The sequence below is a fragment of the Paracoccus sp. S1E-3 genome (assembly GCF_013868135.1).
GTDB lineage: Bacteria > Pseudomonadota > Alphaproteobacteria > Rhodobacterales > Rhodobacteraceae > Paracoccus.
Genome location: NZ_JACEMU010000016.1, coordinates 80,435 through 97,329 on the forward strand (window position 1 = coordinate 80,435; position 16,895 = coordinate 97,329).

Here is a 16,895-nt window from a genome sequence, read left to right on the forward strand (position 1 = left end):
GGAAGGCGGCAAGCCCCCTCACACGCAGGGCCGTCACGCCAGCACCGCACCGGGGTTCATGATCCCCAGCGGGTCAAGCGCCGCCTTGATCGCCCGCATCGCCGCCAGCCGCGCCGGATCGGCCCAGCGTTCAAGATCGCGCACCTTCAGCCGCCCGACCCCATGCTCGGCCGAGAAGGAGCCGCCGCGCGCCACCACCATCTCGTGCACCGCCTCCTGCACCCGCGGGCGCAGGGCGTCATATTCGGCGCGGTGACGGCCCACGGCCGGAAAGACGTTGTAATGCAGATTGCCATCGCCCAGATGGCCGAAGCAGTTGATCCGCATGTCGCCCATCGCCGCCACCATCGCGCCCGCGTCGAGGATGAAGCGGGGCACCTCGGACAGGGGCAGCGCGATGTCGTGGCTGGAAATCGCGCCGACGCGGCGGTTTCCTTCGGGGATTTCCTCGCGCAGACGCCAGAAATCCGCCGCCTGTTGGCCGGATCGGGCGATCAGCCCGTCCATGACCAGGCCGGCGTCTACCCCGGTGACGAACAGCGCTTCCAGCGCGGCGTCGGGGTCCAGCCCGGCGGGCAGGCCCAGCTCGATCAGGACCATCCAGTCGGGAGGCGCGGCGAAGGGCTGGCGCAGATCGGGCATGGTCTCGGTCAGAAAACGCAGGCCCTGTCCCGAGATCAGCTCGAACGCCGTCACGCCTTCGCCGAACCGCGCCTGCGCCCGCGCCAGCAGGGCAAGCGCGGCGGCGGGATCCGGCACCACCATCAGCGCCACGCCGACCCCGGCCGGGGGCTGCACCAGACGCAGGCTGGCGGCGGTGATGATGCCCAGCGTGCCCTCGGCCCCGATCAGCAGGTCGCGGATGTCATAGCCGGTATTGTCCTTCCGCAGCCGCTTCAGGTCGCGCAGGATGGCGCCATCGGGCAGCACCGCCTCGATCCCCAGACACAGGGCGCGCGCGGTGCCGTAACGCAGCGCGTTCACGCCGCCTGCATTGGTCGACAGGTTGCCGCCGATCGTCGCCGACCCCTGCGAGGCGAGGCTGAGCGGAAACAACCGTCCCGCGCCCGCCGCCGCATCGCGGACGGCCTGCAGGGTGGCGCCCGCCTCGGCCAGCAGGACGTTTTCCATGGGCAGCGTTTCGCGGATGCGGGTCATGCGTTCCAGCGACAACAGCAGCGGCGCGGGACCATCGGGCATGACCTGCCCGGCCACCAGCCCGGTGCCCCCGCCCAGCGGCACGATGCCGACGCGGGCGGCGGCGCAGACGCGCACAATGGCGGCGGCTTCCTCGACATCGCGGGGTGCGGCCAGCAGACCGGCCTGACCGTGATAGCGGCCGCGGGGTTCTTCCAGATGGCGCGGCTCGATCGGGCGCAAGACGCCTTCGGGCAGCGCGGCCGCCAGATCCGGCCCCGCCGCCTTCAACCCGTTGCCATTCCTCATCGCGCTATCCCGCCTCTGTTCGTCCCCGCCTGTCGTTGCGCAGATTGGCATAGAGAACATGCGTGCGCCACCGGCCGTTGATCTGCAGAAAGCTTTGCGCCACGCCTTCGTATTTGAACCCGGCCCGTTCCAGCGCCGCGCGCGAGGCGGCGTTGTCGGGCAGGCAGGCGGCCTCGATCCGGGACAGATCGAGGGTGGTGAAGGCGTGGCGCGTAACCGCACCGATCGCTTCTGCCATGTAGCCCTGACGGGCATGGGGGGCGCCGATCCAGTAGCCGATGGTCGCCATCTGCGCCGGGCCGCGGCGGATATTGTCGAGGGTGATGGCGCCCAGCAGCGCGCCATCGACATTGCGTTCCAGAAAGAACGGGATGGCCGTCCCGGCGCGACTGGCGCGCTGCGCCCAATAGACGCGATTGGTGAAGGCCTTGCGCGACAGGTGGTCGGGCGACCAGGTCGGCTCCCACGGGGTCAGAAAGTCGCGGCTTTCCCGGCGCAGGGTCGTCCAGGCGTTGAAATCGGAATGCTGCGGCAGGCGCAGCGCCATCCGTTCGGTTTCCAGCCGGATCGGACGGCGCCGCCCGAACATCAGGCAGCTAACCGTTCGATCAGCGCCTCCAGCGAGGGCGCGCGATCCACCGGGCCATAGAGCGCCATCGCCGGGCGGCGGGCGATCAGGCTGGCGGCATAGTTGCGCAGATCCGCGCGTGTGACGGCATCCAGCCGCCGGGCGGTCTCGGCCGGCTCGGGCACGCGACCCCAGATCGCCAGAGACCGCGCGATCCGCTCGGCCTGACCGGAGCTGCTTTCAAGCCCCATCAGCGTGCCCGCCTTCAGCTGCGCCTTGGCGCGAGCGATTTCCGCATCCGACAGCGAATCGACCGAGCGCTTCAGCTCGTCCACTGTCAGCAGGGCCAGTTCCTCGATATCCTCGGCGGCGGTACCGGCATATACGGTCATCATGCCGGTATCGTCGTGGAAGCCCGACTGCGCGAAGATCGTATAGCACAGGCCCCGTTCCTCGCGGATCTTCTGGAACAGACGCGAGGACATGCCGCCGCCCATCGCCGTCGTCCAGATCTGCGCGGCGTGATAATCGGGCGCCAGATAGCCGGGTCCCTCGAAGGCAAGGGTGAAATGGGCCTGTTCCAGATCCTTCAGCCGCCGGGTTTCGGCCCCCTGCCACCGCGCGCCGTCGCGCGGGCGTCCGGCCGAGGCGGGCAGATGGCCGAAGACCTGCTCGGCCTGACGGACGATGGCGTCATGGTCCACCGCGCCTGCGGCGGCAAGGATCAGCTGGCCCGCGCCATAATGTTCGGTGACAAAGCCCGACAGATCGGCGCGCCCGAAGCTGGAAACGCGTTCCGCGGGACCGAGAATGGTGCGGCCCATGGCCTGATCGGGATAGGCGGCCTCCTGCAGCCAGTCGAAGATGATATCGTCGGGCGTGTCCAGCGATTGCCCGATTTCCTGCAGGATCACGCCGCGTTCAACCTCGATCTCGCGCTGATCGAAGGCCGGGTTCAGCACGATATCGGCAATCACATCCAGCGCCAGCGCGGTATCGGCGCTGAGCACGCGGGCGTAATAGGCCGTGGTATCGCGCGAGGTATAGGCGTTGATATAGCCGCCTACATCCTCGATTTCCTCGGCGATCTGCAGGGCGCTCCGGCGCGCGGTGCCCTTGAAGGCCATATGCTCCAGAAAATGGGCAATGCCGTTCTGTTCGGCGCGCTCGTCGCGGCCGCCGGCATTGACCCAGATTCCCAGCGTGGCTGAGTGCAGGCCAGCCATCGTTCGGGTGACGATGCGCAGGCCGTTGGGAAGGGTGGTGATATTGGTGTCGCTCACGCGGTCCTCCGTTCAAGGATCAGCGATTTAAGCGCCCTGACGTCGTTTTCAACCCGGCTCCCGCGCTCGGGCTTGCCGAACAGGTCCGCCATATGCGGCGGCAGCGCCGGGCGGACGCCCACGGCCCATTCCACCGCATCGGGGAATTTCGCCGGATGGGCTGTGGCCAGCGTCACCATCGGCACGCCGGGGCGCAGGTGGTCGCGGGCAACGGTTACGCCGACGGCGGTATGGGGGCAGATGATTTCGCCGGTCTCGGCGCGGATGGTGCGGATGGTGTCCAGCGTCTGATCCTCGGACACCCGGCCCGAGACGAAATTTTCCTGCAACGCCTGCAGCGCACCCTGACTGATGGTAAAGCCGCCCGCCTTCAGGTCGTTCATGATCTGCCGGACCGGCGCGGGATCGCCGCCGTAGGCCCAGAACAGCGCGCGTTCGAAATTGCTGCTGACCTGAATGTCCATGGACGGCGAGATCGACGGCGCAACCTCGCCCACGCGGTATTCGCCGGTGGTCATGGCGCGGTGCAGAATATCGTTCTGGTTGGTCGCGATGACCAGCCGGCCGATGGGCAGCCCCATGCGCTTGGCCACCAGACCGGCCAGAATATCGCCGAAATTACCGGTGGGGACGGTGAAATCCACCTCGCGCCCCGGCGCGCCGAGGCTGACGGCGGCGGTAAAGTAATAGACCACCTGCGCAAGCACCCGCGCCCAGTTGATGCTGTTCACCCCCGCCAGCCCGACCTCATCGCGGAAGGCGTGGTCGTTGAACAGATCCTTCAGCCGGGCCTGCGCATCGTCGAAATGCCCGTCGATGGCGAGGGCATGGACATTCGATTCCGACGGCGTCGTCATCTGGCGGCGCTGCACCTCGGACACACGGCCATGCGGGTAGAGGATGAAGACATCGACATTGTCGAGGCCCCGGAAGGCCTCGATCGCGGCCGATCCGGTATCGCCCGAGGTGGCGCCGACGATGGTGATCCGCTGGCCCGACCGCGCCAGCGCGATCTGGAACAGCTGACCGATCAGCTGCATGGCGAAATCCTTGAAGGCAAGTGTCGGCCCGTGAAACAGTTCCAGCAGGTGATGGCCGGGGGCCAACTGGCGCAGCGGCGCGCGGGCGACATGGCCGAAATCGGCGTAAGCCGCGCCGATGGCCGCATTCAGCTCGGCATCCGAGAAGCTCTCGCCCAGAAACGGCTTGATGACGCGCAGGGCGACCTCCTCGTAAGGCAGACCTTCGAGGGCCGCGATGTCGTCCAGCTGCGGAATGGTTTCGGGCAGATACAGGCCGCCGTCGCGGGCCAGCCCCGTCAGCATGGCCTGTTCGAAATTCAGAACCGGGGCCTCTCCCCGCGTCGAGATATAGCGCATCATCGCCTCTAATATGTCCGCCGCCTGATACGCCAGATGAGCCATGCTGTCATCCCCGCGCAGGTGGCTGCAAACAGAAACCACTGGACGGCATAGGAAAGGTGGCTGTTGGGCACCCCTTCGATGCTGATCGGGATCGGCATGACGCCCTGCGCGTCGCCCGCGACCTCCGCTGCCACCACCAGAACGGGTTCGGTTTTCAGCGCTTCGGCCATGGCCGGCACGTCGCGCGCAAACCATATCCCCGCCTTCAGATCCGGGTCGGGGGTCGCGCTGCCCTTCTCCTGCGGCCAATGCAGGTTGCCGACCACCTGCAGCGCCACCGGTGGGCGCGGGCTGTGGCGGTAATCCTGCGTGACGAAGCCCCGATCCAGCAGGATGCGCCGCCCGTCATCGGTCACGAATCCCGAGATGATGTTATAGCCGCCGCCCAGTTCCTTGGTGCCCGACAGGACCAGGATTTCCTCGCCGGTGGTCCGGCCCGACACCGTGACCGGCATGTATTTCATCGACGGATCGGCCTGTGCGGGAAGGGGCTGCGGGGCGGCATCGATGCCGGCCTGAATTTCGGACAGCATGGCCTCCTTCCATTCCATCCGGCGCAGCTGCCAGAAGCCGAGGCTGAGCAGGATAGCGGTGGTGACGATGCCGAAGATCAGCGGCGGCAGGATGGAGCGGCGGGCGGTCATGACATTTCCGTTCTTGCGACGCCCTGCGATAGCGCGGCGCGCGCCCGAGACCAAGGGGCGATCGCGGGTCGACCGTCACGTCGTCCCAACCCCGACCGGCATAGCCGCACAGCCAGTTCAGCGCCCGGCAGCGTTCCACCGGGGTCAGGTAGCCCGCCGCGCCGGACCGCTGCAACAGCGCCTGCCCCATGTCGCAGTCGCTGGTTTCCTCTTCACCGCCGCGATCATCGCGCCGGGCCTGCGTTCGGCCACCGCGCGATCCGTGCGGCGCAGGCTGCGGGTCTCGCCCGCGATCACTGGCAGGCTGTCCAGCACTTTGACACCACGGGCGCGCAGGGTGGCTTCGCTGCGGGCCGTGCGGGCCAGTTCATCCGGGGCGCGGGGATGGGCGGCCAAATCCTCGATCAGGGGCGGCGGGATTGCTGGTCGAGCGTGGGGTCTGGGCCATCGCCGCACCCGAGGCGAACAGGGATGCAGCCACGCGTCCAACGAAGCTTTTGCGGGCCGTCCTCGTGGCACCTTCTAAACAAAAACGGCGCGGGGGTCCCCCGCGCCGTTCGAAACTCCGGTCAGCGCCGGATCAGCGGCCCCAGATATAGATGGCGAAAAACAGGAACAGCCAGACCACGTCGACGAAGTGCCAGTACCAGGCGGCGGCCTCGAAGCCCACATGCTGTTGCTGGGTCATCTGGCCGCGCATCAGGCGCACCATGCAGATGAACAGGAAGATGGTGCCGATGATGACATGAGCACCGTGGAAACCGGTCGCCATGTAGAAGACGCCGCCATAGACGGTATCCGACAGTCCGAAGGCGGCGTGGCTGTATTCATAGGCCTGCAGCGCAGTAAAGCACAGACCCAGCACCACGGCAACGGCCAGACCGTTGATGGCGGTCTTGCGGTCGTTTTCATGCACCAGCGCATGGTGGGCCCAGGTCACGGCCACGCCCGACAGCAGCAGGATCAGCGTGTTGATCAGCGGCAGGTGCCAAGGATCGAAGGTGGTGATGCCTTCCGGCGGCCAGACGCCGTCCTTGAGCGGGCTGTCCGGCCCCATCGGATAGAGCGCGTTCTTGAAGAAGGCCCAGAACCAGGCGACGAAGAACATCACTTCCGAGATGATGAACAGGATGAAGCCGTATTGCAGGCCGATCCGCACCACCGGGGTATGGTCGCCGGTCTCGCCCTCGTTGACGACATCGGCCCACCAGCCGAACATCACATACAGCACCCCGACAAAGCCGATCAGGAACATCCACGGCCCGGTAATGGGGGCGCCGAAGACTTCGATGCCCTTCATCCATGCGACCGCGCCGGTCAGCATGATGAAGGCGGCAGTCGCGCCCAGGAAGGGCCAAAGCGAGGGCGGCAGGATATGATAGTCGTGGTTCTTAACATGCGCCATTGGCTGTCCCCGCTATTGCGTCAGTTCGTTCTGATTGCGTCACCGCCCGATGCCTGCGCTGCCTGGTCACCAGTCAGGGCGGCGGTTTCGGGGGTGGCATATTGATGGAAAGTATAGCTCAAGGTGATGTCGCGCACCTTATAGGCGTCGCGGTCGGTCACAATGTCGGGCTCGACATAGAAGGTGACCGGCATCTCGACCCGCTCGCCGGGCTGCAGCGTCTGCTCGGTGAAGCAGAAGCAATCGATCTTGACGAAGAAGGAGCCGGCGATTTCCGGGGCGACGTTATACGAGGCGCGCCCGGTGATCGGCTTGTCGGAATTGTTCACCGCCTCGTAGAAGGCCAGGCCGTCCTGGCCGATCTTCAGCGTCATCTCGTTCTGCAGGGGCCGGAAGGTCCAGGGCAGGTTCGGATCGGTATTGCCGTCGAAGCGGATGGTGATGTCTTCGTCGATGATATCCGCCGCCTCGTCGTGGCTGGCGGCAACCTGCGTCGTGCCGCCATAACCGGTGACCCGGCAGAACCAGTTATAGAACGGCACCGCCGCCCAGGCGAGCGCGCCCATCACCAGCACCACGCCGACCAGCTGCACCAGCACGCGCTGGTTCTTGTCCTTGGGAAGCAGGCTCATGGTGCGGTCCTCGCGCCGGCTTCGGCGCCGGGGGTGCCGGGGGCGGCCACGGGGTTGTCGCTGGGCCGGATTTCGACGCCCTGTTCACGCGGGAGCAACCCCGGACGGACCTGATGGTCAAAGCCTTCCAGCGCCGCGCCGCCGCCGTTCTGCACCTTGACGACGGACAGCGCGAAGATCAGCGCGACAAAGGCCAGCAGCACAACCAGCAGCCCGATATTGCGCGACTTGCGCCGCGTGTGCAGTTCGTGTTCCGTGCGCAGCGCCATCACGCCCCCACCCAGTGTTGGACCAGCAGCGCCGCGAAATGCGCGAACAGGTAGATGAGCGACAGCCTGAAGAAGCTTTTCTCGGCCTTGTGACCATCGGCATGGGACTGTTCGTCCGTCCGCCGCATCACTTGCCAGCCGCGCCAGATGAACAGCGCGTTCAGCACCACCGCCACGCTGAGGTAGATGGGGCCGCCAACAGAGGTCAGCCCCAGCCAGATCGCGAAGGGCGCCAGCACCAATGTATAGGCGAAGATGTGGCGCCGCGTGGTCCGCCGGCCATGGGTCACGGTCAGCATCGGCACACCGGCCTTGTGGTAATCCTCCTTCATGAACAGCGCCAGCGCCCAGAAATGCGGCGGCGTCCAGAAGAAGATCAGCGCGAACATCAGCAGCGATTCCAGACTGATCCCGCCGGTCGCGCAGGCCCAGCCGATCATCGGCGGAAAGGCCCCCGCCGCGCCGCCGATCACGATGTTCTGCGGCGTCGAGCGCTTCAGCCACATCGTATAGACGACCGCGTAGAAGAAGATGGTGAAGGCCAGGAAGGCGGCGGCGAACCAGTTCGCCGACAGGCCCAGCATCATCACCGCAATGCCCGACAGTGCCAGACCGAGGGCCAATGCCTCGTGCGCTGCGATTTTGCCGGCGGGGATGGGGCGGGATTTCGTGCGGTTCATCACCGCGTCGATATCTGCGTCATACCACATGTTCAGCGCGCCCGAGGCGCCGCCGCCGATGGCGATGAACAGGACGGAGCAGAAGGCGATCAGCGGATGCAGATGAACCGGCGCCACGATCAGGCCGACGAAGGCAGTGAAGACCACCAGCGACATCACACGCGGCTTCAGCAGCGCAATGTAATCGCTGAATTCGGCCTCGGTCGGCGTCTGATATGTGGTTGCGTCGGTCACGGCGGCCTTCGTTTACTTCGCAGCCAGCTGGATGGGCTGCGCGTTCAGCAGCTCGGCGGCGGCGAATTCGACTTTCGCGCCTTCCAGCCATGCGGCGTATTTCTCGGGCGAGACGGCCTTCACGACGATGGGCATATAGGCGTGGTTGATCCCGCACAGCTCCGAGCACTGGCCGAAATAGACGCCTTCCTGCGTGGCGGTGAAGGCCAACTGCGCGATCCGGCCCGGCACCGCGTCCTGCTTCACGGCGAAGGCGGGAATGGTCCAGGAATGGATCACGTCGGTGGCGGTGAACTGCATCAGCACTTCCTGCCCGACCGGAACCACCATCGGGTTGTCGGCGGCCAGCAGATATTCGTTCTCGGCATAGCCATTGGCGGCGAGGTCTTCCCTGGCCAGCAGAAGTGAGTCGAAGGCCAGGCCCTCGTTCGGGTATTCATAGGACCAGTACCACTGGTGCCCGATGGCCTTGATGACCACCGCCGGGTTCTGCGGAATGGCCAGCTGGCGGAACAGGATCGGCAGCGAGAAGACGCCGATGGCGATCAGGATCAGGATGGGCACCAGCGTCCAGGTGATCTCGATCGGGGTGTTGTGGCTGAAGCGCGCGGGGACCGGGTTGACGCGGCGGTTATAGCGCAGGATGCACCACAGCAGCAGGCCGCAGACGAAGATGGTGACGACGGTGATGATGACCAGCACATAATGGTCCAGCCATTGCTGATCGACGGCTTCCGGGCTGGAGGCCGGCTGGAAGGCGATGCCTTTCGCTTTGGGCGCACCGATCACCGGCAGATCACCCAGCACATCCTGCGCGCGTTCCTGCGCCCAGGCCATGCCCGACGACAGCAAAACCGCCGCACCCATTCCCGCCGCCGCCACGTGCCGCATCATTGCTGGAGCCACCATCCGAGTATCCCTTGCCATTTCCGACAGCACGCCACACATCCATGCGAGACGGACCGCCACCCTTCCGAGTCAAACGTTTTCCGTTTACAACCACAAAACCCCGCCTGCGACAAGTCGGCACATACCGGCAACCGGGCGAAGTCCTCTGACTGAGAGATTTGCGGATCACCCATGAGCAGCACCGAATTCAAGCCCTTCGACCATGATTTCGACCGGGACGCCGCCCTCGCCATCCTGCGCGAGGCGACCGCTGGCGCCGATGACGGCGAGCTGTTCATCGAACGCGCCCATGCGGAATCGCTGGTCTATGACGACCGTCGACTGCGCGGGTCCAGCTATACCGCCAGCCAGGGCTTCGGTCTGCGCGCGGTCGCGGGCGAGGTGACCGGCTATGCCCATTCGACCGAACTGACCTTGCCCACGCTGCGCCGCGCCGCTGAAACCGCGCGCCTGGCCGTCGGCAATGGCGGACGCACGCTGGCGTTGCCGCCCGAAGGCAAGGTCACGCCGTTATATATGGCGGAAGACCCGGCGCAGGGCATCGACATCGCCACCCGGATCGATCTGCTGCGTGAGATCGACGCCTATGCACGCGGCCTCGATCCGCGGGTGGTGCAGGCCACGGTATCCCTGTCGACCAGCCTGCAACAGGTGGCGATCCTGCGCCCGGAAGGCGGCCTCGTGACCGATATCAGGCCGATGGCGCGACTGAATGTCGCAGTCATCGTCGAGGACAATGCCCGGCGCGAGACCGGGGGGACCGGCGGCGGTGGCCGCATTCCGCTGGCCGGGATGATGAACCCCGCCCATTGGAAGCCACTGGTGGACGAATCCCTGCGCATCGCGCTGGTGAACCTGCGCGCCCAGCCCGCACCTGCGGGCGTCATGGACGTGGTGCTCGGCCCCGGCTGGCCGGGCATCCTGCTGCACGAGGCCGTGGGTCACGGGCTGGAGGGTGATTTCAACCGCAAGGGCCATTCGGCCTTCGCCGGGCTGATGGGACAACGCGTGGCCGCGCCCGGCGTGACGGTGATCGACGATGGTACCATCCCCGACCGGCGCGGCTCGATCAGTGTCGATGACGAGGGCACCCCCCCGGCCCGCAACGTGCTGATCGAGGATGGCATTCTGGTCGGCTATCTTCAGGATCGCCAGAATGCGCGGCTGATGGGGGTCGCGCCCACCGGCAACGGGCGGCGCGAAAGCTATGCCCATGCGCCGATGCCGCGCATGACCAACACCTTCATGCTGGGCGGCGATGCCAGCCCCGATGCGATTCTGTCCGATCTGAAGGACGGCATCTATGCCGTGGGCTTCGGCGGCGGTCAGGTCGACATCACCAATGGGAAGTTCGTCTTTTCCTGCACCGAGGCCTATCGCGTGAAGAATGGCGTGGTCGGCGACCCCATCCGGGGCGCCACCCTGATCGGCGACGGGGCGACCGCCCTGCAGCAGATCCGCGCCATCGGCAATGACATGTCGCTGGACCCCGGCATGGGCACCTGCGGCAAGCAGGGCCAATGGGTGCCGGTTGGGGTGGGGCTGCCCTCGCTGCTGATCGGCGGGCTGACGGTGGGCGGCTCGGCGGCAGGCTGACGCAGCCGGCGCAGCCGGTATCACGATCCGCTGGAAAAGCAGAACCGGTCGGGTTCATCGACGATTCGGGCAAGTCGGCCCGGCTGTCCTTGCGGACGAACACGCCGTCCGGCCCGCGCCCGCCGGATCTCCCGCGCGTCGCGGGTGCAGAGGTCCAGAAAATCGACATGGGCCAATGCGGGCGGCGGCAGATATGGCAGCAGATATGGAGAGCGGGTCTCATCCACCCTTGGGGGGCGGGCGGAAAGCGCGGAGTCGACCCGCAGGCCCAGCCCGGTGATCCTCCCCGATTTGCACCCCGCCTCGGGGCTTTTCAGCACGTCCATGGCAACCCGCCAGCCTGCGCCTCCCCCGCGCCGGGCGGGGTCGGAAATTTCCTTCTCGCGCTAACAGAAATTTAACCAATCATCCGCCATAACACCTTCGAATGAGGCGGAGAGGTCGATGAGGTTGTTTTCGTTCAACACCCCCCACACCCCACTCACCGCGAAGGAAGACGATCTGACTTTCCTCCGCCTCATTCGCTCGCGCCGGGTGGGACCGGCGACATTTCACCGCATGATTGCCGAACATGGCAGCGCCGCCGCCGCACTTGAGGCGCTGCCCGAAATCGCCCGTCAGGCCGGGATCGCGGATTATCAGCCCTGCCCGGAAGCCGTGGCGGCCGCCGAACTGAAAGCGGGCAGGAAAGCCGGGGCGCGGCTGATCCGCTGCGACGCGCCCGACTATCCGATGCTTCTGCGCGACATCGCCGACGCGCCGCCGGTGATCTGGGTGAAGGGCAATCCCGCCGCGCTGAACCGCCCGGCCGTGGCCGTGGTGGGCGCGCGCAACGCCTCGTCGCTGGGGCTGCGCATGGCGCGCGGGATGGCCGGCGCACTGGCGGAAGCGGGCATCGTCCCGGTCGCCGGTCTGGCGCGCGGGATCGACAGCGCGGCTCACGAAGTCAGCCTGAAGACCGGCACCATCGCCGTCATGGCGAGCGGGATCGACGTGATCTATCCGTCAGAAAACAAGGTGCTCGCCGCGATGATCTGCGATCGCGGCTGTCTGGTCACCGAACAGCCGCCGGGGGTCGCACCGACCGCGCGGCATTTCCCGCTGCGTAACCGCATCATCTCGGGTCTCAGTCACGGCGTGGTCGTGATCGAGGCGGCGATCAAGTCGGGCAGCCTCATCACCGCGCGCGACGCGCTCGATCAGGGGCGCGAGGTCATGGCGGTTCCGGGCCACCCCGTCGACGGCCGCGCGGGCGGCTGCAACCAGTTGATCCGCGATGGCGCGGTGCTGGTCCGCAATGCCGAAGACGTGATCGAGGCGCTGCCCCCGTTGCAACAGGCGCTGACGACCGGATCTGTCCCCGAAGGCGCACCCGGCGATCCGCCCTGCGCCCGGTGGGCCGGAATGCCTGCGGACGACAACGCCACCCCGAAGGCGCTGCTCCGCCACCCGCGCGCGCCGCGCGCCACCAATGCAGGAGAAGGCCACGCGGCCCTGCAGGTGTCGCCCGCAATGCCCTCGTCCACCATCGGCCCGCTCCCCGCGGCGGCGGTGGATGCCCCGGCTCTGGATGCCGCCGCTTCGCACACCAGCCGGAGGCGTGCACCCCCTGCCCCTGACCTGCCGGACGGCCCGAATCCGCTGGCGCCGCAGCCCACCGCCACCATGCCCCGGCAACCCGGTCTGCCCCTGCCTCATCGCGGCGCGACGATGGCCGAGATCGAGGCGCGGGTGCTGTCGCATCTCTCGCACAGCCCGACCGAGGAAAACGCCCTGATCCGCGACATCGGCATGCCGCTCTCGGTGCTGACACCGGTGCTGCTTCGGCTGGAACTGGCGGGGCGACTGGCCCGGCTGGCCGGTGGCCGGCTGGCGCTGCTGTAAAGGCGTCGAAACCGTCATTCATCCACGCCGCCGGGGTTGGCAACGGCGCCCCCGGCAGGGTTTGGTCGTCTCGTCCTCCGGCCGGTCAGTCCTGCCGCCCGTTGACACGCCCCGTCAGCGCCCCCATGTTCCGGCCCCGAATCCGCCATGAGGTCCAACATGCCTGTCGTCGTCGTCGAATCGCCGGCCAAAGCCAAGACGATCAACAAATATCTGGGCGACGATTATACCGTTCTCGCGTCCTTCGGGCATGTCCGCGACCTGCCGCCAAAGGACGGATCCGTCGATCCCGACGAAGATTTCGCCATGAAATGGGAAGTCGCGAGCGAATCGAAAAAGCACCTCAAGGCGATCCGCGACGCGCTGGCGAATGATGATTCCCTGATCCTCGCCACCGACCCCGACCGCGAGGGCGAGGCGATCAGCTGGCACCTGCTGGAATCGCTGGCCCCGGCGCTGAAGAAGGGCAAGCCGGTCAGCCGGGTGACCTTCAACGCCATCACCAAGGCCGCCGTGACCGAGGCGATGGCCAACCCGCGCGAGATCGATCGCGATCTGGTCGACGCCTATCTGGCCCGCCGCGCGCTGGATTATCTGGTCGGCTTCAACCTGTCGCCGGTCCTGTGGCGCAAGCTTCCGGGCGCGAAATCGGCCGGCCGGGTGCAATCGGTCACCCTGCGGCTGATCGTCGAACGCGAGATGGAGATCGAGGCCTTCAAGCCCCGCGAATACTGGTCGGTCCATGCGCGGCTGGCCACGCCTTCGGGCGATGAATACGAGGCCACGCTGGTCAGCCTCGCGGGCGACAAGCTGGACCGCTTCGATATCCCGACCGCCGAAAAGGCGCGTCTGGCGCTGTCGGCGATCGATGCGCGCGATCTGGTCGTGACCAGCGTGGCGTCCAAACCGGCCAGCCGGAACCCCTGGCCGCCCTTCATGACCTCGACCCTGCAGCAGGAGGCCAGCCGCAAGCTGGGCATGGGGGCGCGGGCCTGCATGTCGACGGCGCAGCGCCTCTATGAGGCCGGGCTGATCACCTATATGCGGACCGACGGCATCGACATGGCGCCCGAGGCGGTGATGTCGGCGCGCGATGTCATCAAGGCGCGTTTTGGCGAGAATTACCTGCCGAAATCGCCGCGCATGTACAAGAACAAGGCCAAGAACGCCCAGGAAGCGCATGAATGTATCCGCCCGACGGATATGTCGTTGTCGCCCGACAAGCTGCGGATATCCGAAAAGGATCAGCGCGCCCTGTATGATCTGATCTGGAAGCGGACGCTGGCCAGCCAGATGGAGGCCGCGCGGATGGAACGCACCACCGTCGAGATCGGCAGCGCGGACGGTCAGGTCGGGTTGCGCGCCAATGGTCAGGTGATGCTGTTTGACGGTTTTCTGGCTGTCTACGATCAGGGCCGCGATGACGACGACGGCGAGGACAGCGCCCGCCTGCCCCTGATCCATCAGGGCGAGCCCGCGAAGAAGATCGCCGCCTTCGCCACCGAGGAAGGCGTGCTGGTCGACGGACACGGCACCTCGGCCGCGCGGCAGCATTTCACCCAGCCCCCGGCGCGCTATACCGAAGCGACGCTGGTCAAGCGGATGGAGGAACTGGGCATCGGCCGGCCCTCGACCTATGCCAGCATCGTGACCACGATTCAGGACCGCGACTATGTCCGCAAGGACAAGAACCGGCTGATCCCCGAGGACAAGGGTCGGCTGGTCACGGCCTTTCTGGTCAAGTATTTCCCGCGCTACGTCTCCTATGATTTCACCGCGAACATGGAGACGGAACTGGACGATATCAGTTCCGGCAACCGTGCTTACCGCGAGGTGTTGCGGCGCTTCTGGCGCGATTTTTCCGAAGCGCTCAGCGGCACCACCGATCTGCGCATCGGCGAGGTGCTGACCGCCATCGACGAGGCTCTGGCGCCGCATCTTTACCCGCCGCGCACCGATGGCGGCGATCCGCGCGAATGCCCGCTGTGTCATCAGGGGCGGCTGCATCTGAAGACCGCCCGGTCGGGTGGGGCCTTCATCGGCTGCGGGCGCTATCCCGAATGCCGCTATACCCGGCCGCTTTCCGCGCCCGGCGATGGCGAGGCGACCGGCGACCGGGTGCTTGGCATCGACAATGACGACGAGATCAGCCTGAAGAATGGCCGCTTCGGCCCTTACGTTCAGCGCGGCGAACCGACCGAGGAGGCGCCGAAGCCGCCGCGCGCCAGCATTCCGAAAGGCTGGGACCCGGCGACGCTGGATCTGGAACGTGCGGTGGCGCTGCTGTCGCTGCCGCGCGCGGTCGGGCCTCATCCCGAGGACGGCGAACTGGTCGAGGCCGGGATCGGGCGGTATGGGCCGTTCGTCAAGCATGGCAGCAAATATGCCAATCTGCCGGATGTGGAGGAGGTCTTCACCATCGGCATGAACCGCGCGGTCGAGGTGCTCGCCGCCAAACCGATGCGCGGGCGCGCCGCGGCGGCCGCCCCCCTGAAGGAGCTGGGCGAGCATCCCGAGGGCGGCAAGATCAGCGTGATGAACGGGCGCTACGGACCCTATGTGAAATGGGAAAAGATCAACGCCACCCTGCCCCGTGACGTGGAACCGGCCGACCTGACGCAGGAACAGGCGCTGGAACTGATCTCGGCCAAGGCGGCAAAATCGCCGAAGAAGGCGGCGGCGAAAAAGCCGGCCGCGAAGAAGGCAAGCGCCAAAACGGCCGAGGGCAAGCCAGCTGCCAAGGCCAAGAAACCGGCCGCAAAGACCACTGTGAAGAAAACGGCGGCGAAGAAACCTGCCGCGAAAAAGGCGCCTTCTGACGCGCCGGCCGAAGAATAGGGCTGGCGGGGAGCGCGGATCGCCTTCGGCCCCCCCGCGCGCCCCGCACCACAGGAGGTCGTCGATGTCGGACGTCAATCTGGATGAGCTGCTGCTGGTCGACGACCCCGAGGCGCTGACCGATGCCCAGATCGCTTATCTGCGCGATCACCCCGAGCTGCTCGACCTGATCGGCGAGCGCGAAACCCTGGGCACGCGGCATCTCTGGCGCATTCTCATCGCCGCATTGATCCTGGTTGCGCTGTCCAAGGTCATCGCCGCCAGGTTCGACAATGCCTTCGATCAGGTGATCGCCGATACTCTGGTCGATCTGGTGTTCGAGATGGGGGCGGCGCTGATCGGCAGCGTGGCCACGGTGATCTTCATCGAGCACCGCGGGAAAAAGCAGTTCATCGCGAATATCAGGTTCCGCGAGGCCGTGCAGCGCCGGATCGGGCAGCTGGAGAACCGTCAGCCCGGCTGACCGGGCCTGACCTGCTGCCGCAGCCCCTCGATCAGCCCCAGAAGCGCCGTGATATAAGGCGCGGGCGGCGCGCCTTCGGCGATGCGCAGGGCGGCGCGGTCAAAACCTGCCGACAGAATCTCGGTCAGGGCGGCCAGATCGGGCGCGGCCATCCCCGGCAGCATTTCGGCCAGACCATCTCCGAGTTCGGCGGCGCCGGTCGCGGCATCGATTCGCGCAATCTCGGCCGCGCCCAGCACCGCCGGCCCGTCGATCAGCAGGATGCGCGCCCGGCCGGGCTGCTCCATGACCGCGAACCAGTGCCGCACCGCCCCGGCCATATCGCCCGGCGGCAAGGCCGCAAGCGCCGCGCCCACGGTCTCGGCCTCGGCGGTGACGACGGCGTGGAACAGGCCGGTCTTGTCCTTGAAATGATGGGTGATTGCGCCACGCGTGACGCCCGCCGCCTGCGCGATCTCGGGCGCGCCAACCCCGGCGAACCCGTGCCGGGCGAACAGATCGCGCGCGACCCCGATCAGCGCGGCCTGGGTGGCGGCGCGGCGCTGCGCCTGCGTCCTGGGGGATTTCTCTTGCATACATACACCGTGTATGTTTATTTTACATACATCGAGTATCCAAGT

At 66.7% G+C, this 16,895-nt stretch carries 17 protein-coding genes; 4 read left to right on the forward strand and 13 right to left on the reverse strand.

Translation table 11 applies throughout. The features are described 5' to 3' along the window. Window positions 1-33: 33 nt before the first annotated feature. The 11 genes from H1S04_RS14865 to coxB all read right to left on the reverse strand — a co-directional run bounded on the left by H1S04_RS14865 (window position 34) and on the right by coxB (window position 9,476). Window positions 34-1,446: an FAD-binding oxidoreductase gene (locus H1S04_RS14865; protein ID WP_181746316.1), complete on the reverse strand. Its 1,413-nt coding sequence runs from the start codon at window positions 1,444-1,446 to the stop codon at window positions 34-36. Window positions 1,447-1,450: 4 nt separating this feature from the next. Next, the gene (locus tag H1S04_RS14870; RefSeq protein WP_181746317.1) at window positions 1,451-2,035 is read right to left on the reverse strand and encodes a GNAT family N-acetyltransferase; all 585 of its coding nucleotides are present in this window, start codon (window positions 2,033-2,035) and stop codon (window positions 1,451-1,453) included. Next, window positions 2,035-3,240 carry a pitrilysin family protein gene (locus H1S04_RS14875; RefSeq protein ID WP_181746714.1) on the reverse strand — a complete coding sequence of 402 codons (1,206 nt, stop codon included), beginning with the start codon at window positions 3,238-3,240 and terminating at the stop codon, window positions 2,035-2,037. Before H1S04_RS14875 ends, H1S04_RS14870 begins: the two co-directional genes overlap by 1 nt. Before the next feature lie 53 nt (window positions 3,241-3,293). Further along, on the reverse strand, window positions 3,294-4,676 hold the full coding sequence (thrC, locus tag H1S04_RS14880) for a threonine synthase (RefSeq protein ID WP_181746715.1): 1,383 nt from the start codon (window positions 4,674-4,676) through the stop codon (window positions 3,294-3,296). Window positions 4,677-4,684: 8 nt separating this feature from the next. Next, a complete protein-coding gene (locus tag H1S04_RS14885) occupies window positions 4,685-5,365 on the reverse strand; it encodes an SURF1 family protein (RefSeq protein ID WP_181746318.1) in 681 nt (226 codons plus the stop codon). 144 nt (window positions 5,366-5,509) lie between these two features. Then, on the reverse strand, window positions 5,510-5,761 hold the full coding sequence (locus H1S04_RS14890) for a hypothetical protein (RefSeq protein WP_181746319.1): 252 nt from the start codon (window positions 5,759-5,761) through the stop codon (window positions 5,510-5,512). 184 nt (window positions 5,762-5,945) lie between these two features. Beyond that, window positions 5,946-6,770 (reverse strand): cytochrome c oxidase subunit 3, encoded by an 825-nt coding sequence (locus H1S04_RS14895; protein WP_181746320.1) that lies wholly within the window; start codon window positions 6,768-6,770, stop codon window positions 5,946-5,948. Window positions 6,771-6,790: 20 nt separating this feature from the next. Then, window positions 6,791-7,402, reverse strand: coding sequence for a cytochrome c oxidase assembly protein (locus tag H1S04_RS14900; protein ID WP_181746321.1), 612 nt, complete (start codon window positions 7,400-7,402; stop codon window positions 6,791-6,793). Next, on the reverse strand, window positions 7,399-7,671 hold the full coding sequence (locus tag H1S04_RS14905) for a hypothetical protein (protein WP_181746322.1): 273 nt from the start codon (window positions 7,669-7,671) through the stop codon (window positions 7,399-7,401). The genes H1S04_RS14900 and H1S04_RS14905 overlap by 4 nt, the downstream gene beginning before the upstream one ends. Further along, window positions 7,671-8,585, reverse strand: a complete 915-nt coding sequence (gene cyoE, locus H1S04_RS14910) for a heme o synthase (RefSeq protein ID WP_181746323.1) — start codon at window positions 8,583-8,585, stop codon at window positions 7,671-7,673. Before cyoE ends, H1S04_RS14905 begins: the two co-directional genes overlap by 1 nt. Window positions 8,586-8,597: 12 nt before the next feature. Next, window positions 8,598-9,476 (reverse strand): cytochrome c oxidase subunit II, encoded by an 879-nt coding sequence (gene coxB / locus H1S04_RS14915; RefSeq protein ID WP_370470476.1) that lies wholly within the window; start codon window positions 9,474-9,476, stop codon window positions 8,598-8,600. Between the two features lie 189 nt (window positions 9,477-9,665). On the opposite strand from coxB, the gene tldD reads away from it, so the two are divergent. Then, window positions 9,666-11,090 carry a metalloprotease TldD gene (tldD, locus tag H1S04_RS14920; protein WP_181746324.1) on the forward strand — a complete coding sequence of 475 codons (1,425 nt, stop codon included), beginning with the start codon at window positions 9,666-9,668 and terminating at the stop codon, window positions 11,088-11,090. A 20-nt stretch (window positions 11,091-11,110) separates the two neighbouring features. Here tldD and H1S04_RS14925 read toward each other — a convergent pair whose 3' ends face one another. Beyond that, complete coding sequence (locus H1S04_RS14925; RefSeq protein ID WP_181746325.1) at window positions 11,111-11,416, reverse strand: hypothetical protein; 306 nt, start codon at window positions 11,414-11,416, stop codon at window positions 11,111-11,113. A gap of 118 nt (window positions 11,417-11,534) precedes the next feature. Here H1S04_RS14925 and dprA point away from each other — a divergent pair, with 118 nt between their 5' ends. The 3 genes from dprA to H1S04_RS14940 all read left to right on the forward strand — a co-directional run bounded on the left by dprA (window position 11,535) and on the right by H1S04_RS14940 (window position 16,275). Next, entirely contained in the window at window positions 11,535-12,974 is a 1,440-nt protein-coding gene (dprA, locus tag H1S04_RS18990) for a DNA-processing protein DprA (RefSeq protein WP_181746326.1), read from the forward strand. A 159-nt stretch (window positions 12,975-13,133) separates the two neighbouring features. Beyond that, window positions 13,134-15,812 (forward strand): type I DNA topoisomerase, encoded by a 2,679-nt coding sequence (gene topA / locus H1S04_RS14935; protein WP_181746327.1) that lies wholly within the window; start codon window positions 13,134-13,136, stop codon window positions 15,810-15,812. 64 nt (window positions 15,813-15,876) lie between these two features. Further along, window positions 15,877-16,275 carry a hypothetical protein gene (locus H1S04_RS14940; RefSeq protein WP_181746328.1) on the forward strand — a complete coding sequence of 133 codons (399 nt, stop codon included), beginning with the start codon at window positions 15,877-15,879 and terminating at the stop codon, window positions 16,273-16,275. On the opposite strand, the gene H1S04_RS14945 is transcribed toward H1S04_RS14940, so the two are convergent. Beyond that, a complete protein-coding gene (locus H1S04_RS14945; RefSeq protein ID WP_181746329.1) occupies window positions 16,263-16,850 on the reverse strand; it encodes a TetR/AcrR family transcriptional regulator in 588 nt (195 codons plus the stop codon). The two genes, H1S04_RS14940 and H1S04_RS14945, sit on opposite strands and share 13 nt — an antisense overlap. Between the last annotated feature and the right edge of the window lie 45 nt (window positions 16,851-16,895).

Coding starts and splice junctions, on each gene's coding strand:
- H1S04_RS14865 (WP_181746316.1), bottom strand. CDS start 1,446: ATGAGGAATGGCAACGGGTTGAAGGCGGCGGGGCCGGATCTGGCGGCC.
- H1S04_RS14870 (WP_181746317.1), bottom strand. CDS start 2,035: ATGTTCGGGCGGCGCCGTCCGATCCGGCTGGAAACCGAACGGATGGCG.
- H1S04_RS14875 (WP_181746714.1), bottom strand. CDS start 3,240: ATGGCTGGCCTGCACTCAGCCACGCTGGGAATCTGGGTCAATGCCGGC.
- thrC (WP_181746715.1), bottom strand. CDS start 4,676: ATGCGCTATATCTCGACGCGGGGAGAGGCCCCGGTTCTGAATTTCGAA.
- H1S04_RS14885 (WP_181746318.1), bottom strand. CDS start 5,365: ATGACCGCCCGCCGCTCCATCCTGCCGCCGCTGATCTTCGGCATCGTC.
- H1S04_RS14895 (WP_181746320.1), bottom strand. CDS start 6,770: ATGGCGCATGTTAAGAACCACGACTATCATATCCTGCCGCCCTCGCTT.
- H1S04_RS14900 (WP_181746321.1), bottom strand. CDS start 7,402: ATGAGCCTGCTTCCCAAGGACAAGAACCAGCGCGTGCTGGTGCAGCTG.
- H1S04_RS14905 (WP_181746322.1), bottom strand. CDS start 7,671: ATGGCGCTGCGCACGGAACACGAACTGCACACGCGGCGCAAGTCGCGC.
- coxB (WP_370470476.1), bottom strand. CDS start 9,476: ATGCGGCACGTGGCGGCGGCGGGAATGGGTGCGGCGGTTTTGCTGTCG.
- tldD (WP_181746324.1), top strand. CDS start 9,666: ATGAGCAGCACCGAATTCAAGCCCTTCGACCATGATTTCGACCGGGAC.
- H1S04_RS14925 (WP_181746325.1), bottom strand. CDS start 11,416: ATGGACGTGCTGAAAAGCCCCGAGGCGGGGTGCAAATCGGGGAGGATC.
- dprA (WP_181746326.1), top strand. CDS start 11,535: ATGAGGTTGTTTTCGTTCAACACCCCCCACACCCCACTCACCGCGAAG.
- topA (WP_181746327.1), top strand. CDS start 13,134: ATGCCTGTCGTCGTCGTCGAATCGCCGGCCAAAGCCAAGACGATCAAC.
- H1S04_RS14940 (WP_181746328.1), top strand. CDS start 15,877: ATGTCGGACGTCAATCTGGATGAGCTGCTGCTGGTCGACGACCCCGAG.
- H1S04_RS14945 (WP_181746329.1), bottom strand. CDS start 16,850: ATGCAAGAGAAATCCCCCAGGACGCAGGCGCAGCGCCGCGCCGCCACC.